This window comes from Amycolatopsis sp. cg9, from assembly GCF_041346945.1.
GTDB lineage: Bacteria > Actinomycetota > Actinomycetes > Mycobacteriales > Pseudonocardiaceae > Amycolatopsis.
In genome coordinates this window covers 7,777,672-7,793,635 of sequence record NZ_CP166850.1, presented here as the reverse complement: position 1 = coordinate 7,793,635, position 15,964 = coordinate 7,777,672, and the positions used below count along the sequence as shown (strand labels likewise).

The window sequence follows — 15,964 nt, the reverse complement described above, 5'->3', positions numbered from 1 at the left end:
CTGCGCCGTTCGGCGGATACGGTGTCCCCATGCCCGACGCCGTGTTCTTCTCCTCCTTCGAAACCGGTGACCCGCAGCCCGCGGACCCCGCCCTGGTCGTGGACCGCGGGCCGGACCGGTCCCCCACGGCCAAGACCGGCGTCGGCTTCACCGGGGCACGCGCCCTGCGCTACGGCGCCCGGCCCCGCGCGGTCCTGTTCGAACTCGACCTCCCGGTCACCCGGCGCACCGAGCTGTCCTATGTGGTCTTCCCGGCCGCCGACGGCGAGATCCCCGCCTACCACGCCACCCGGGTCAGCCTCGACGTCGAATTCGCCGACGGCACGAGCGCCGGGTTCGAGCCGGTCGACGACAAGACGCTCTGGGTGGACCAGTGGAACCCGGTGCGCCGCCCGCTGGGCGCGTTCGCCGGGCGGCGGATCGCCCGGCTCGTCCTGCGCACCGACGCACCGGACGACAGCACCGGGTGGATCGACGATGTCCGCGTCGCCGACCGCGCCGAGCCGCCGCGGGACCCGGTCGACTTCGTCCGCACGACCCGGGGCACGCACTCCAGCGGCGACTTCTCCCGGGGCAACAACTTCCCGGCCACCGCGGTGCCGCACGGCTTCAACTTCTGGACCCCGGTCACCGACGCCGGCGTCACCAACTGGCTCTACTCCTACCACCGGCACAACAACGCCGAGAACCGGCCGGCGCTGCAGGCCCTCGCGCTGAGCCACCAGCCGAGCCCGTGGATGGGCGACCGCCACACCTTCCACGTCATGCCGGGCACCGGCCCGGTCGAGCGCGACCGCCGCAAGCGGGCCCTGGCCTTCTCCCACGCCGACGAGACCGACTCGCCGCACCACTACGGCGTCCGGTTCGCCAACGGCATGACCGCCGACCTCGCCCCGACCTCGCACGCGGCGATCCTGCGGTTCACCTTCCCCGACAAGCACGGCTGGCTGCTGTTCGACAACGTCCGCAACCGCGGCCGGCTGCGGCTGAACCCCGACACCGGCGAGATCAGCGGGTACACCCGGATCCGCAGCCGGCTCTCGGCCGGGGCGCGGCGGATGTTCGTCTACGGCGTCACCGACGCCCCGGCCACGCGGGGCGCGAAGGTCCACCGCCCGCCGTGGCGGCGCGTCACGGGCTACTTCGAGTTCGACGGGCCCGACGTCACGCTGCGGATCGCGACGTCGCTGATCAGCCTCGCCCAAGCCAAGCGCACCCTCGAACTGGAGCTCCCGGCCGGGACGACGTTCGCCGAGGTGCGGGCGCAGGCCAGGGCGGCGTGGCAGGAGCAGCTCGGCCGCGTCGAGGTCGAAGGCGCGACCGAGGACCAGGCCACGACGCTGTACTCCAACCTCTACCGGCTGTTCCTCTACCCGAACATCGCGCACGAGAACACGCCGAAGGGGATCCGGCACGCCAGCCCGGTGGTGCGCCGGTTCCGGCCGAGCACCCGGCGGCGGACCGGCGCGAAGGTCGTCGACGGCGAGCTGTACGTCAACAACGGCTTCTGGGACACCTACCGCACCACCTGGCCGGCGTACGCGCTGTTCGCCCCGGAACGGTGCGGGCGGCTGATCGACGGTTTCGTCCAGCAGTACCGCGAGGGCGGCTGGATCTCCCGCTGGTCCTCGCCCGGCTACGCCGACCTGATGACCGGCACCAGCTCCGACGTCGCGTTCGCCGACGCCTACCTCAAGGGCGTCCGCGACTTCGACGTCGAGGCCGCCTACGACGCCGGGCTGAAGAACGCCACCGTCACCCCGCCGCACCGCTCGGTCGGCCGCAAGGGGCTCGGAGAGTCGATCTTCCTCGGCTGGACCCCGGTGTCGGTCCACGAAGGACTGTCGTGGGCGCTCGAGGGCTGCATCAACGACTTCGGCCTCGCCAACCTCTCCGACGCACTTTCACGTGAAAGTGCCGGGGCACGGGCCCGCCGCTACGCCGACTACGCGGCCTACTTCCGCGAGCGCGCGAAGAACTACGTCCACCACTTCGACCCGGAGATCGGGTTCTTCCAGGGCCGCCACCGCGACGGGCGCCGCAAGTTCGCACCGGCCGGCTACGACCCGGCGGCCTGGGGCGGCGACTTCGTCGAGACCAACGCCTGGAACACCGCCTTCACCGCGCCCCACGACGGCCCCGGCCTCGCCGCCCTCCACGGCGGCAACGCCGGTCTCGAGGCCAAACTGGACACCTTCTTCGCCACCCCGGAGACCGGCCGCCGTCCCGGCGCGTACGGCGGCCTGATCCACGAGATGACCGAGGCCCGCGACGTCCGCATGGGCCAGTACGGGCACTCCAACCAGCCCTCGCACCACATCCCCTACGTCTACAACCTCGCCGGCGCGCCCGCCAAAGCCCAGCGCGCCGTCCGCGAAGTGCTGCGACGGCTCTACCTGGGCAGCGAGATCGGCCAGGGCTACCCCGGCGACGAGGACAACGGCGAGATGTCCGCGTGGTACCTGTTCAGCGCGCTCGGCTTCTACCCCCTCGCCGTCGGCAGCCCCCGCTACGCCATCGGCTCGCCGTTGTTCGAGAAGGCGACCGTCCACCTGGGCGAAGGCAAGAAACTCGTCGTCCACGCACCCGGCAACACCGACGACACCGTCTACGTCCGCGGCCTCACCGTCGACGGCGAGCCGCACGAAGACACCTCGATCGCCCACGCCACCCTCGCCGGCGGCGCCGAACTGGTCTTCGACCTGACGACCGAACCCACCGGCTGGGGCACCCCGCCGCCGCCCGCCGAGCGGCCGGACCCGGTCACCGACCTCACCGGCACCGCGACCAGCGCCGAAGCCAAGAACGTCGGCGCCCTGTTCGACGACACCACCCGCACCCAGGTCACCTTCCGCACCGCCGCCCCGGCGATCGAGTTCACCGTCACCGGCGAGCCCCGCCCGGTCACGATGTACACCCTCACCTCCGGCACCCGCCGCGGCGACCCCAGCGCGTGGGTGCTGGAAGGCTCCGACGACGGGACCACCTGGACCACCCTCGACGAGCGCGAAGGCGAACTGTTCCGCTGGCGCCGCCAAACCCGGCCGTTCGCCCTCGCCACCCCGGCCGCGCACACCCGCTACCGGCTGCGGATCACCGCCACCCGCGGCCGCCGCCCGACGCTGGCCCAGTGGGAGCTGCTCGCCCGATGAACCGGTACCGCCTCGCCGCCCTCGACCGGCTCGCCGCCGCCGACCCCGGCCTGGTCCGGCTGCGGCTCGCCGGGTCCGCCGTGCTCGGCATCGTGCTGGCCGTCGGCGCCCTGCTGCCCGCCCACCTGCCGCTCACCGTCATGCTCGTCGGCGCCATCGCCGCCATGATGACGGCGTTCACCGTCAACGACGCCACCCCCGGCGCCCAGGCCGGCACCCTCGCCCTGGCGTTCCTCACCGGGGCCGCCTCGATCACCACCGCCAGCCTCGGCTCCGCCCTGCCGCCGCTGGACAGCATCGTGTTCGTCCTGCTGATCTTCGTCGCCGTTTACGCGCAGCGCTTCGGCCCGCGCGGCACCGCCCTCGGGTCGATCGCGTTCTTCCTGTTCTTCTTCCCGATGTTCCTGCAGGCCCACCTCAAGCAGGTCCCGCAGCTGCTGCTCGCACTGGCCGTCGGGGTGCTCGCCAACGCCGTCGTCCGGTTCGTCCTGCTGCGCCCCAACGCCGAAGCCGAATTCCTCCGGGTCCGCCGGGCCTTCCGCGCCCGGCTCGCCGCCGTCGTCCGCGCCACCGAAGCGCACCTGGCCGTCGGCGGCAGCGACCGGACCCGCAAGCAGCTGCGGACCGCGCTGGCCCGGCTCCACGAATGCGTCCTGCTCATCGAAGACGCCGCCCCCGACGTCGTCGACGCCCGCGCCGCCGACCGCCTCCGCCGCCGCGCCATCGAAGTCGAACTGGCCGTGCAGTGGCTCGCCAGCACCGTCCAGCGCACCTGTTCCGACGAACTCGGCCCGCACGTCCGCGACGACCTCATCGCCCGCCTCGCCCGCTTCCGCGCCCTGATGGAACGCGACCCGCGCGAGCTGCCCCTGATCAGCCAGACCGGCGAATACAGCCGCATGCTCGTCGAAGGCAGCCGCATCGACGAACACGCCGCCCCCGGCGACGGCGTCCGCAAGGCACTGGCCGAACTCGCCCTGGCCGACGACCGGGCCCAGCGCGCCGCCACGCCCGAAGCCACCGTGGACCCGCCCGAAGACGAGGAGGAGGACGAGCCGGAGCCCCGGTTCGCCTACGACAACCGGACCCGCAGCGCCATCCAGGCCGTCGTCGGCGGCGGGCTCGCCGTGCTCGGCGGGGAACTGGTGTCCCACCAGCGCTGGTACTGGGCGGTGCTGACCGTCTTCGTCGTGTTCATCGGTGCCTCCAGCGCCGGCGCCACCTTCGTCAAGGGCGTCCGCCGCCTCGGCGGCACGCTGATCGGCATCGTCGGCGGCGTCCTGCTCGCGCTGCTGGTCGGTGGGAACACCCCGGCCACCCTCGCGCTGATCCTGGTCTGCGTGTTCGGCATGGTCTACACCGCGCGCGTCTCGCAGGTGGTGATGGCGTTCTTCATCACCAGCATGCTCGGCCTGCTCTACAGCCTCCTCGGCACGTTCAGCCTCGCGGTGCTCTGGATCCGCGTCGCCGAGACCGCCGTCGGCGCCGCCGCGGGCATCCTCGCCGCCGTCGTCATCGTCCCGGTCCGCACCCGCTCGGTGATGCTCGACGACATCGGCGAGGTGCTCGACGAGCTCGAGGAGTTCCTCGAGCACACCCGCGGGCTGCTCGCCGGCGAGGAGAACGTCAACATCATCGAGCTCTCCCGCGACCTCGACCGCTCCGTCGAGGTGGTCCGGACCACCATCGAGCCGTTGACCCACCCGGTCAACCTGCGCAGCGCCCGCCGCGACTACGGCTGGCACGTGCTGACCACCCTCGAAACCATCGCCTTCCGGGCCCGCCACGTCGCCGCCCGCGCCCAGCCCGGGATGCTCGCCGGCGCCGACACCGACCGGCTCCGCCAGTTCACCGGGCGGCTGCTGACCAACATCGACGTCCTCCGCACCGCGCTCGACGCACCGGGTGGCCCCACACCCGGCACGCTCGTGCGCGACGACGGCACCCCCGTCTCCGACCGCGTCGAGCAAGCCGAAACCCGCGCCGTCCTCTCCAGCCTCAGCCACCTCGACGAAGCACTGGTCTCCCTCGGCCGCGTCTTCGGCCTCCAGGCCACCGACCCGCGAGCCCCGGCGAAATAGCGGTCCGGGGCGGCGCGGTTGCCTGGCCGCGCCGCCCCTCTTCACCTGCTCCGCCTCACCCGGAGCCGGAGCCGATCAGGGGCAGACCAGCCACGCGAAGTGGTACACCGTGGTGATGCTGCCGTCGGTCGAGTCCATCGTGACGTAGCTCGTCGTCTTCTTCGGATCCGACGTCCCGGCCGCCGCACGCAATTCCGTGTTGATGTTCAGATTGCGTTCCTCGCCGCACGGCTTGAACACGATCGCACCGACCTCCGTCGAATCGGTGAAATGCCAGTCGTCCTCGAACGGCCCCGCCAGCGGGTGCTGCACGTACGCCGTCGGCGAATTTCCCTGGAAATAGTAGTTCGCTCTTTCCAGGCCGGTCGCCCCCCGTTCCAAGTGGGCGAATCCGCGGTAGTCGGCCTGCGCGATTCCGTAGGTGAAGCCCTGTGGCACGTGCACCCGCAGGCCGATCTGGCAGTTCTTCCTGGCGTCCAGCGGGCCGGCGCCGACCCCGACCAAGGCCGTGTAGGCGCTGTAGGTCACCGTGAACGCCGTGTTGTCCTGCGAAACCGCCACCGCGGACGTGTTCGGCGGACAGCCCGTGCCGATGGCGTTCACGACGTCGATGACGATTTTGTCGGGCGGCGGAGGAGTGTTCCACGAATGCGGGGTGACCACTGAGGACAGCGCCATTACGGCAGCAACGACCGCAGAGAGCATTGAAATCCTTCCCAATACATTCGAATTGGGTACGGGGGCGCCGACCATGGTAGCGAAAGGATCATGGTCGCAAACGCCACTGAACGGAGCAACACACCGCAGTCGTCCCACCACACGGTATACCGATAATTTCGAACCCGCATTCTCGGCGCTACGAAAGAATACCAGCGGAAAACGATTTCGCACCCCCGGACCGCCGCTCGCCGCGGGTGATCACCCACGCGACGTCCGGGCTTGATCGTTTCACCTCGCCAGCAGCGCCCCGGCCCGTCCCAGTGTCGCGACCGCCGACGGCGACCACGGGCCCGCCGTGATCACGACCGTGTGCTCGATCCCCCACGCGGCGAACTCCGCGCACCGCGCCGCGAACGACTCCGCCGGCTCCCCGGGCGCCAGCCGGGTGCTGATCGTCTTCTCGACCTCCCCGTACGGCCGCCCGGCCTCTTCGCAGTGGCGCGCGAGCACGGCCAGCTTGCGCCGCACGGTCGCGCCACCGTCGGGGATGTCGAAGAGGTTGCACGCGTCGGCGTACCGCGCGACGAGCCGCAGCGTCTTCCGCTCGCCCGCCCCGCCGATCAGCACCCGCGGCCGCCGCGCCGGACGGGGGTTCCCGACCGGGCGGCCGAGGCGGTGGTGCCTGCCCTCGAACGGCGACTCGTCGCCGTCCCACATCCGCTGCGCCACCTGGAGAACCTCCTCCAGGTGCTCGAACCGCTCGGCCACCGGCGGGAAGGGCAGGCCCATCGCCCGCGCCTCGCCGTCGTGGTGCCCGGTGCCGATCCCGAACCGGGCCCGCCCGCCGGACAGGACGTCCAGCGTCGTGACCGCCTTGACCAGCAGCGCCGGCGGCCGGAACGTCACCGCCGAAACCATCGTCCCCAGCCCGATCCGGCCGGTGCGGGCGGCGAGGAACCCCAGCGTCGTGTACGCCTCCAGCATCGCCGAATCCGGGGTGCTGTTCGGGTCGGCCTGCAGCAGGTGGTCGGCCACCCACAAGGTGTCCAGCCCGGCGTCCTCGGCCGCCACCGCGACCGCCGCGAGCTCTTCCGTCAGCCGGTCCGGCCACGAGAAGTCCGTGACCCCGATGCTCAACCGCACGGCTACCCCCTCGTCAGCAGTTCCAGGTTGTGGCCGTCCGGGTCCTCGAAGTAGACCCCGCGGCCGCCGTTCAGGTCGTTGAGCGCACCGGCCCGCTCGTGGAACGGATCCGCCCAGTAGGCGATCCCGGCCCGCTCGATCCGCGCCAGCGCGGCGTCGAAGTCGTCTTCGCCGACCAGGAACGCGTAGTGCTGGCTCGTCACCCGGTCCACCCGCAGGTAGTCCAGCGTGACACCGTTCGCGAGCCGGATCGGCACGAACGGCCCGGTCACCGGACCCACCTCCAGGCCGAGGATCCCGGCCAGGAACCCCGCCGACTTCTCCCGGTCGGTGACGCACACGATCGTGTGATTCAGTTCGACGCTCATCGCGGCTCTCCCGCCGGTGCGAACGGCGGCGGCCCGCCGATCGGGCTCAGATGGATACCCGCGAGCTGCCAGCGGTCGCCGTCGCGGACCAGGACGTGCGTGGCGCGGAACCGGCCGTTCACCGGGTTGCCCCGGTGCTTCGCCACCTGGTCGTGGACACCGATCGCGATGGCGGTCGCGCCGAAGTCGCGGACCTCGACGTCGTCCCACGCCAGCTTCTCGGTCACCAGGTCACCGCCGCCGTAGCGCGCCAGCCACTGGTCGCGGTCCAGGACGAACCCCAGCGGCCCGACCAGCCGGAACCCGTCGGCGGCCAGCCCGGCCAGCACGCCGGTGTCCCCCCGCTCTTCCGCCGCGGCCCAGACCCGGCCGAACTCGCGGACCTGCTCTTCGGTGCTCATCGCATTCCCCTTCCGGTTCGATGAACACAACGTTAGAAGTCGAACGATTAGATGTCAAACGGTTAGACATCTGCGGTAAGGTCCTGCCCGTGCCACCACCCACCACCACCCCCATCGGCGTCGTCCTCACCCGCACCGCCAAAACCGCGAGCCGCGCCTTCGACCAAGCCCTCACCGCCGCCGGCGGCTCCCAACCCGTCTGGCAGATCCTCATCACCCTCAAAACCCGCACCGTCGCCAACCAGCGCGAACTCGCCGACGCCGTCGGCATCCAAGGCGCCACCCTCACCCACCACCTCAACGCCATGGAAACCACCGGCCTCGTCACCCGCCGCCGCGACCCCGAAAACCGCCGCGTCCACCTCGTCGAACTCACCGACGACGGCGAACAGCTCTTCCACCGCCTCGCCACCGCCGCCATCGCCCACGACCAACGCCTGCGAAAAGGCCTCACCGACACCGAGCTCACCCAGCTCACCGACCTCCTCCACCGCCTCGCCACGAACGTCACCGACACCTGAAAAGCGAGCTGTGACAACCGGGGCCTTCGCCCCGGGCCGGGGGCTTCGCCACCCGGACCCCCCAAAGCGAGCTGTGACAACCGGGGCCTTCGCCCCGGGCCGGGGGTTTCACCACCCGGAGCCCCCGAAAAGCGATCCACGCAACAGTGACTGGACGCACCCGACCAGCAACGCCCGGGAGGGATAGGCTCCACACCACTAGCCAAAGTCGTCTCAAGCTGGAGTACCGCAATGACCCAAGCCCCTGTCAACGTGACCGTCACCGGCGCCGCCGGCCAGATCGGCTACGCGCTGCTCTTCCGCATCGCTTCCGGTCAGCTCCTCGGCCAGGACGTCCCGGTGAAGCTGCGGCTCCTCGAGATCCCGCAGGCGGTCAAGGCGGCCGAGGGCACCGCCATGGAGCTCGACGACGGCGCGTTCCCCCTCCTGGCCGGCATCGACATCTTCGACGACCCCAAGCAGGCCTTCGAAGGCACCAACATCGCCCTCCTCGTCGGCGCCCGCCCCCGCAGCAAGGGCATGGAGCGCGGCGACCTCCTCGAAGCCAACGGCGGCATCTTCAAGCCCCAGGGCGAAGCCATCAACGCCGGCGCCGCCGACGACATCAAGGTCCTCGTCGTCGGCAACCCCGCCAACACCAACGCCCTCATCGCCCGGTCGCACGCCCCCGACGTACCCGCCGACCGCTTCACCGCGATGACCCGCCTCGACCACAACCGCGCCCTCGCCCAGCTCTCCAAGAAGCTCGGCGTCCCCGTCACCGAACTCAAGAAGCTCGCCATCTGGGGCAACCACTCCGCCACCCAGTACCCCTCGGTCCAGCACGCCGAAGTCGGCGGCAAGAGCGTCGAGGTCGACCAGGCCTGGCTCGAAAACGACTTCATCCCCACCGTCGCCAAGCGCGGCGCCGCCATCATCGAAGCCCGCGGCCTCTCCTCCGCCGCCTCCGCCGCCTCCGCCGCCATCGACCACGTCTACACCTGGGTCAACGGCACCCCGGCCGGCGACTGGACCTCCGCCGGCGTCGTCTCCGACGGCTCCTACGGCGTCGCCGAAGGCATCATCTCGTCCTTCCCCGTCACCGCCAAGGACGGCAAGTACGAAATCGTCCAGGGCCTCGAGATCGACGACTTCTCCCGCGCCCGCATCGACGCCTCCGTCGCCGAGCTCGTCGAAGAGCGCGACACCGTGCAGAAGCTCGGCCTCATCTGAGCCACCGCACCACCAGGGCCGCCGTCCACACCGGACGGCGGCCCTTTCGCGTCCCGCGAACACCGCACGCCCACAGCGAAACCGGCCCCGCCCACCGGATCCCCCGCCCTACCGTCACCCCCATGACCCTTCTCGCCCTACCCGACATGCACACCCCCGGCCAGACCCCCGACGACTCGGTCTACCAGCAGCTCCTGCGCGACCGCATCGTCTTCCTCGGCTCCGAAGTCAACGACGAAGTCGCCAACCGCATCATCGCCCAGCTTCTCCTCCTCGCCGCCGACGACCCGGCCAAGGACATCACCTTCTACATCAACTCACCCGGCGGCTCCGTCACCGCCGGCATGGCCATCTACGACACCATGCAGCTCGTCAAACCCGACGTCTCCACCTGGGGCCTCGGCTTCGTCGCCTCCATGGGCCAGTTCCTCCTCTCCTCCGGCACCCCCGGCAAGCGCTACCTCCTCCCCAACACCCGCATCGTCATGCACCAGCCCTCCGCCGGCATCGGCGGCGCCGCCACCGACATCGCCATCCAGGCCGAGGTCTTCGGCAAGATGAAGCGCCGCATCGCCCAGATCACCGCCGCCCAGACCGGCCAGACCGTCGAGCGCATCACCGCCGACGCCGACCGCGACCGCTGGTTCGACGCCGACGAAGCCCTCACCTACGGCTTCGTCGACCACATCGTCACCCACGAGCGGACCGCCACGGCCTGACAGCGCGAAGGCGGGGGATGCCAGCCCGCTGTGCGTCCCCCGCCAGCCGCCACCACCACGCTCGACCCCATGACGATCACCTTGAAGCCCCACAGCACCGTGCTCTTCGCCGGCGACTCCATCACCACCCTCTGGCGACCGGACGGCGAAGACCGCTGCGGCTACCCACTCCTGGTCGCCGGCGAATGGTCCTTCGCCCACCCCGACCGCCCCATCACCTGGATCGACACCGCCGACGCCGGCCACACCGTGACCGACCTCGAAGCCCGCTGGCAGACCGACGTCCTCGACGCCCACCCCGACGTCGTCTCGATCCTCGTCGGCGTCAACGACAACGGACGCCACACCTTCGACCCACACGCGCCCGAGGTCTCCGCGGACGAGTTCGCGGCGGGCTACGACCGCCTGCTCGCACCCCTCGCCGAAACCGGTGCGGAACTGATCCTCATCGAGCCCTTCCTCCTGCCGGTCGAAGGCGTCACCGAAGCCGGCGACATCCGCATCGACGACGACGTCCGCCGGGACTGGCGAGCCGGCCTCGACCCGAAGATCCAGGCCGTGCGGCACCTCGCCGGCGAGTACGGCGCCCACCTGCTCGCCGCCGACCGCATGTTCGCCGGACTCTCCGCGGAAACCGGACCGGAACACTGGTCCGAAGACGGCGTGCACCCGACCCCCGCCGGCCACTGCGCACTCGCGGAAGCCTGGCTGCGGCTGGTGGCCTGAGCCCTTCCGGTCCGGTGCGGTTTTTGGAAGCGCACAACGAACCGTGGGACTGGTTTTTCGAAACCAGCCCCACGGTATAGGTCGTTATACACTCAGAGAGTCAGACTCCGTTGAGGCCGCGGCGGGCCAGCAGCGGCTCGATCTCCGGGTCTCGGCCGCGGAACGCCCGGAAGGCGTCCATCGGGTCGACGCTGCCGCCCCGGCCGAGCAGGGTGCGGCGGAAGTGGTCGCCGTTCTCGCGGGTCAGTCCCCCGCTCTCCCGGAACCACTGGACGGTGTCGGCGTCGAGGACTTCGCTCCAGATGTAGGAGTAGTACCCGGCGCTGTAGCCGCCGCTGAAGATGTGCGCGAAGTAGGTCGTGCGGTAGCGCGGCGGGATCGCCTCGACGGCCACGCCGGCTTTCACGAGCGCCTCGGCTTCGAACCGCTGCACCTCCCCCACGCGGTCGTCGACGCCGAGCCCGTGCCAGGCCTGGTCGAGCAGGGACGCCGCGAGGTACTCGGTGGTGGCGAAGCCTTCGCCGTACTGCTGGGCGGCGAGGAGCTTGTCGACCTGCTCCTGCGGCAGGGCCTCGCCCGTCTCGTGGTGCTTGGCGTAGTTGGCGAGCACCTCCGGCCACAGCATCCACATCTCGTTGACCTGGGACGGGTATTCGACGAAGTCGCGGGGCACGTTGGTGCCGGAGAACGTCGGGTAGCGGACCGAGGAGACCAGTGCGTGCAGGGCGTGCCCGAACTCGTGGAACGCCGTCACGACCTCGTCGAAGGTCAGCAGGGTCGGCTCCCCCGCCGGCGGCTTGCCGACGTTGAGGACGTTCACCACGACCGTTTTGCGGTCCAGCAGCGCCGACTGGTCGACGAAGGTGTTCATCCAGGCGCCGCCGCGCTTGGAGTCGCGGGTGTAGAGGTCGAGCAGGTACAGGCCGAGCGCGGTGCCGTCGGCGTCGAAGACCTCGAAGGTCCGGACCTCCGGGTGGTACTTCGGGAGGTCGTGCCGCTCGGTGATGGTGAGGCCGTAGAGCTTGCTCGCGGCGAAGAAGACGCCGTCGAGGTAGACGCGGTCGGCCTCGAAGTACGGCCGCAGGGCCTCGGTGTCGACGTCGAAGCGCTCGCGGCGGACCTGGGCGGCGTAGAACGGCCAGTCCGACGGGCGCAGCTTCGCGCCCGGCACGTCGGCTTCCAGCAGCTGCTGCAGCTCCGCGGCTTCGGCGCGGGCGTTCGCGACCGCGGCCGGCGCCAGCCGTTCGAGCAGCCCGGCCGCGGCTTCCGCGGTCTTGGCCGTCTCGTCGGCGATGACGTACGCCGCGTGGTTCGGGTAGCCCAGGAGCGCGGCGCGCTCGGCGCGGAGGCGGACGATCTCGGCGACGACACCGTTGTTGTCGAAGTCGTTGCCGCTGTTGCCCCGCGCCATCGACGCGGCGTGGATCCGCTCGCGGACGTCGCGGTCGCGCAGGGTCTCCAGCGGCGACGCCTGGCTCGTCGGCAGGGTCAGGGTGAGCACGTACTTGCCGTCTTCGCCGCGGGCGGCGGCCGCCTCGGCCGCGGTGGCGATCGCGCCGTCGCCGAACCCGGCCAGCTCGGCCCGGTCCTCGATGACGACGGCGAGCTCGTTGGTGTCCTTGAGGAGGTTCTGCTGGAACTTCGTCTGGAGGGTGGAGAGCTGCTCGTTCAGCGCGCGCAGGCGGGCCTGCTCGGCCTCGCCGAGCCCGGCACCCGCGCGGCTGAAGTCGGTGTGCCGCCGTTCCAGCAGCCGCAGCGACTCCTCGTCGAGGCCGAGCTCGCCGCGCTTGGCGTGCAGGGCGTCGATGCGGGCGAACAGCTTCGGGTCCAGGTGGATCGCGTCGTGGTGCGCGGCCAGCTTCGGCGCGAACTCCGCCTGGATGGCCTGGATCTCGTCGGTGCTGTTGGAGCCGGCCAGGTTGTAGAACACGCTCGCGACGCGGCCCAGCAGCTCACCGGCGCGCTCGAGGGCCACGATGGTGTTGTCGAACGTCGGCTCGGCGTCCTGCGCCGCGATCTGCTCGATCTCCGCCGCGTGCTCGGCCAGCCCGGCCTCGAACGCGGGCCGGTAGTGCTCGTCGGCGATCCGGTCGAAGGGCGGCAGGGCGTAGGGCAGCTCGCTGGGTGCGGCGAACGGGTTGTCCGGCGAAATCATCGGCGCAGGCTCCTGGTCGGGGTGGCACACTCGGTCCCGCCACCCTACGGGTTCCCCCGCTGCCGATGTCAGCGCTTTCCGGAGGTGGCCAAGCTCACGGCCCGGTGGTACCACCGACGACGGCATCGCTGCTCGACGTGGCCTTTTTGCCTCGTTTCGCCTTCCGGTCCGGCTGGGGTTCCGGCGGCACGATGCCGCGCAGATCGCCACCGTGGTCGTTGACCCGCATGACGAACGGCCGCGTCTCGGTGTAGCGCACGACCGAGATGGACGCCGGGTCGACGACGATCCGCTGGAAGGCGTCGAGGTGCTGCCCGAGCGCGTCGGCGAGGATGGACTTGATCACATCGCCGTGGCTGCACAGGAGCCACACGGCGTGGTCGCCGTGTTCGGCGGAGATCCGCCGGTCGTGCGCCCGCACGGCGGCGACCGAGCGCGCCTGCATCTGGGCCAGCCCCTCACCGCCGGGGAAGACCGCGGCGGAGGCGTGCGCCTGCACGACCCGCCAGAGCGGTTCCTTCGCGAGGTGCTTGAGCTCCTTGCCGGTCCAGTCGCCGTAGTCCACTTCGGACAGCCCGGGTTCGACCGTCTTCCCGAGGTTCCGCGCGGCCGCGAGCGGGCCGACCGTCTGCTTGCACCGCAGCATCGGCGAAACGACGAGCCCGGCCAGCGGGACCCCGTCGAGCCGTTCGACGAGCTTCTCCGCCTGGGCGCGGCCGGTGTCGTCGAGGTTCACCTTCGGGGAGCGCCCGGCGAGGATACCCGAACCGTTGGCCGTCGACTTGCCGTGCCGGAGAAGGATGACCGTACTCACGGGACCCACCCTACGTGGGGACCGGGCGAGCGGTCCCCACGCGGGCGGCTCAGTGGCTGACGGGACCCGCGTTCGGGTCCAGCGCGCCGGTGAAGATCAGCACGAACAGCAGCACGCCCAGCACCAGCCGGTACACCACGAACGGCACGAAGCTGCGCTTCTTGATGTAGGCCATCAGCCACGCGATCACCACGTACCCGACGCCGAACGCGACCAGCGTCGCCAGGATCGTCGGGCCCCACTGGGCCGGCACCCCGCCCGAGCCGATGTCCTTGAGCTTGTACACGCCCGACCCGAACACCGCCGGCAGCGCCAGCAGGAACGAGTACTCCGCCGCCTCCGCGCGGGTGTAGCCCAGCAGCAGCCCCGCGCTCGTCGTGCCGCCCGAGCGGGACACCCCCGGGATCAGGGCGAGCGCCTGCGCGAAGCCGAAGCCGAGGCCGTGCGGCACCGTCAGGTGGTCGAGGGTGCGCTCCTGCTTCCCGATCCGGTCGGCGAGCAGCAGGATCAGGCCGAACACGATGAGCACCGTCGCGGTGATCCGCAGGTCGCGGAACGCGCTGTCGATCTGGTCCTGCAGCAGCAGCCCCAGCACCACGATCGGCAGCGAACCGACGATGATCAGCCAGCCCAGCCGCGCGTCCGGGTCCTGGCGCCACTCCGCCTTGGACAGTGAAAAGAACCAGGCCCGCAGGATCTTCCCGATCTTCGGGCCGAAGTAGATGATCACCGCCAGTTCGGTGCCGATCTGGGTGACCGCGGTGAACGCCGCGCCCGGGTCGTCCCAGCCGGCCAGCGCCGCGACGATGCGCAGGTGCGCGCTCGACGAGATCGGCAGGAACTCGGTCAGGCCCTGGACCAGGCCCAGCACCAGTGCTTCGAACCAGCCCACGTCAGGCCACCCCCGCCAGCTCGAGCGCCTCGGCGGCGGTGCGCAGCGCGCCGGCCGGCTCCGGGGCCAGCGGCGACACCGACAGGGTCGTCACGCCGGCTTCGGCGAATTCCGTCATCTTCTCCGCGATCCGTTCCTTCGGTCCCAGCAGCGACGTCGCGTCGAGGAACTCCAGCGGCACCGCCGCCATCGCCCCCGCCCGGTCGCCGTCCAGGTACTTCTCCTGCACCTCCGCGGCTTCGGCCGCGAAGCCCATCCGGCACGCCAGCCGGTTGTAGAAGTTCTTCTCCTTGCTCCCCATCCCGCCCAGGTACAGGGCCGCGTAGCCGCGGACGGCGTCCGCGCAGTCCCGCCAGTCCGCCCCGGGCACCAGCGGCACGTTCGGCGCGACGTCGAAGCCCGCCAGGGCGCGCCCGGCCCGCTCGGCACCGGCGCGGATCGGCGCCAGCTGCTCCCCCGCGTGCGCCGGCGAGAAGAACACCGGGAGCCAGCCGTCGGCGATCTCGCCGGTCAGCTCCAGGTTCCGGGGCCCGATCGCGGCCAGGTAGAGCGGGATGTGCCTGCGCGCCGGGCGGACGGTCAGCCGCAGCGCCTTGCCCGGGCCGTCCGGCAGCGGCAGCGTGAAGTGGTCGCCGTCGAACCTGACGCGCTCGCGGCGCAGCGCCGACCGCACGATCGCGGCGTACTCCCGGGTGCGCTCCACCGGCGAGGTGAACCGCACCCCGTGCCAGCCCTCCGACACCTGCGGACCCGACACGCCGAGCCCGAGCCGGAACCGCCCGCCCGAGAGCGTGTCCAGGGTCGCCGCGGTCATCGCGGTGGTCGCCGGCGTCCGGGCCGGGATCTGCAGCACGGCGGACCCGACGTCGATCCGCGACGTGCGGGCCGCGAGCCACGAAAGCACCGTCACCGCGTCCGCGCCGTAGGCTTCGGCGGCCCACACGACGGCGTAGCCGAGGTCCTCCGCCTGTTTCGCCAGGGCCAGGTTCGCGGGGTCGTTCCCCGCTCCCCAGTAGCCGAGATTGAGTCCGAGTCGCACGGGGCCGAACCCTAACGGGGGCCCTCGGCCGCGACACGACTCACCTTGGTCAGGTTCGCCGGGGACCGCCCACTAGGCTCG

General features: G+C 71.2%; 14 protein-coding genes. 6 read left to right on the top strand and 8 right to left on the bottom strand.

Annotated elements, in window-relative coordinates:
• Nucleotides 1-29: 29 nt before the first annotated feature.
• The gene (locus AB5J73_RS36090; RefSeq protein ID WP_370963294.1) at nt 30-3,152 is read left to right on the top strand and encodes a GH92 family glycosyl hydrolase; all 3,123 of its coding nucleotides are present in this window, start codon (nt 30-32) and stop codon (nt 3,150-3,152) included.
• Nucleotides 3,149-5,233: an FUSC family protein gene (locus AB5J73_RS36085; protein ID WP_370963293.1), complete on the top strand. Its 2,085-nt coding sequence runs from the start codon at nt 3,149-3,151 to the stop codon at nt 5,231-5,233. The genes AB5J73_RS36090 and AB5J73_RS36085 overlap by 4 nt, the downstream gene beginning before the upstream one ends.
• Nucleotides 5,234-5,308: 75 nt before the next feature.
• Here AB5J73_RS36085 and AB5J73_RS36080 read toward each other — a convergent pair whose 3' ends face one another.
• From AB5J73_RS36080 to AB5J73_RS36065, 4 genes are all read right to left on the bottom strand, one after another.
• On the bottom strand, nt 5,309-5,938 hold the full coding sequence (locus AB5J73_RS36080) for a DUF4360 domain-containing protein (protein WP_169735152.1): 630 nt from the start codon (nt 5,936-5,938) through the stop codon (nt 5,309-5,311).
• A gap of 243 nt (nt 5,939-6,181) precedes the next feature.
• Nucleotides 6,182-7,036: a TIGR03560 family F420-dependent LLM class oxidoreductase gene (locus tag AB5J73_RS36075; RefSeq protein WP_370963292.1), complete on the bottom strand. Its 855-nt coding sequence runs from the start codon at nt 7,034-7,036 to the stop codon at nt 6,182-6,184.
• Between the two features lie 2 nt (nt 7,037-7,038).
• Nucleotides 7,039-7,404 (bottom strand): VOC family protein, encoded by a 366-nt coding sequence (locus AB5J73_RS36070; RefSeq protein WP_370963291.1) that lies wholly within the window; start codon nt 7,402-7,404, stop codon nt 7,039-7,041.
• Nucleotides 7,401-7,805: a nuclear transport factor 2 family protein gene (locus AB5J73_RS36065; RefSeq protein ID WP_370963290.1), complete on the bottom strand. Its 405-nt coding sequence runs from the start codon at nt 7,803-7,805 to the stop codon at nt 7,401-7,403. Before AB5J73_RS36065 ends, AB5J73_RS36070 begins: the two co-directional genes overlap by 4 nt.
• An 89-nt stretch (nt 7,806-7,894) precedes the next feature.
• Here AB5J73_RS36065 and AB5J73_RS36060 point away from each other — a divergent pair, with 89 nt between their 5' ends.
• The 4 genes from AB5J73_RS36060 (at nt 7,895) to AB5J73_RS36045 (ending at nt 10,983) form a co-directional block, all read left to right on the top strand.
• Nucleotides 7,895-8,326, top strand: a complete 432-nt coding sequence (locus tag AB5J73_RS36060; protein ID WP_370963289.1) for a MarR family winged helix-turn-helix transcriptional regulator — start codon at nt 7,895-7,897, stop codon at nt 8,324-8,326.
• Between the two features lie 231 nt (nt 8,327-8,557).
• Complete coding sequence (locus AB5J73_RS36055) at nt 8,558-9,538, top strand: malate dehydrogenase (protein WP_370963288.1); 981 nt, start codon at nt 8,558-8,560, stop codon at nt 9,536-9,538.
• A gap of 122 nt (nt 9,539-9,660) precedes the next feature.
• Nucleotides 9,661-10,257, top strand: coding sequence for a ClpP family protease (locus AB5J73_RS36050; RefSeq protein WP_370963287.1), 597 nt, complete (start codon nt 9,661-9,663; stop codon nt 10,255-10,257).
• 69 nt (nt 10,258-10,326) lie between these two features.
• Nucleotides 10,327-10,983, top strand: a complete 657-nt coding sequence (locus tag AB5J73_RS36045) for an SGNH/GDSL hydrolase family protein (RefSeq protein ID WP_370963286.1) — start codon at nt 10,327-10,329, stop codon at nt 10,981-10,983.
• Nucleotides 10,984-11,083: 100 nt separating this feature from the next.
• Here AB5J73_RS36045 and AB5J73_RS36040 read toward each other — a convergent pair whose 3' ends face one another.
• The 4 genes from AB5J73_RS36040 to AB5J73_RS36025 form a co-directional block, all read right to left on the bottom strand.
• Nucleotides 11,084-13,138, bottom strand: coding sequence for a M3 family metallopeptidase (locus AB5J73_RS36040; protein WP_370963285.1), 2,055 nt, complete (start codon nt 13,136-13,138; stop codon nt 11,084-11,086).
• Between the two features lie 94 nt (nt 13,139-13,232).
• A complete protein-coding gene (locus AB5J73_RS36035) occupies nt 13,233-13,952 on the bottom strand; it encodes a histidine phosphatase family protein (protein ID WP_370963284.1) in 720 nt (239 codons plus the stop codon).
• Nucleotides 13,953-14,001: 49 nt separating this feature from the next.
• The gene (locus tag AB5J73_RS36030) at nt 14,002-14,844 is read right to left on the bottom strand and encodes an undecaprenyl-diphosphate phosphatase (RefSeq protein WP_370963283.1); all 843 of its coding nucleotides are present in this window, start codon (nt 14,842-14,844) and stop codon (nt 14,002-14,004) included.
• Between the two features lies 1 nt (nt 14,845).
• Nucleotides 14,846-15,883, bottom strand: a complete 1,038-nt coding sequence (locus AB5J73_RS36025; RefSeq protein WP_370963282.1) for an LLM class F420-dependent oxidoreductase — start codon at nt 15,881-15,883, stop codon at nt 14,846-14,848.
• Nucleotides 15,884-15,964: the final 81 nt, after the last annotated feature.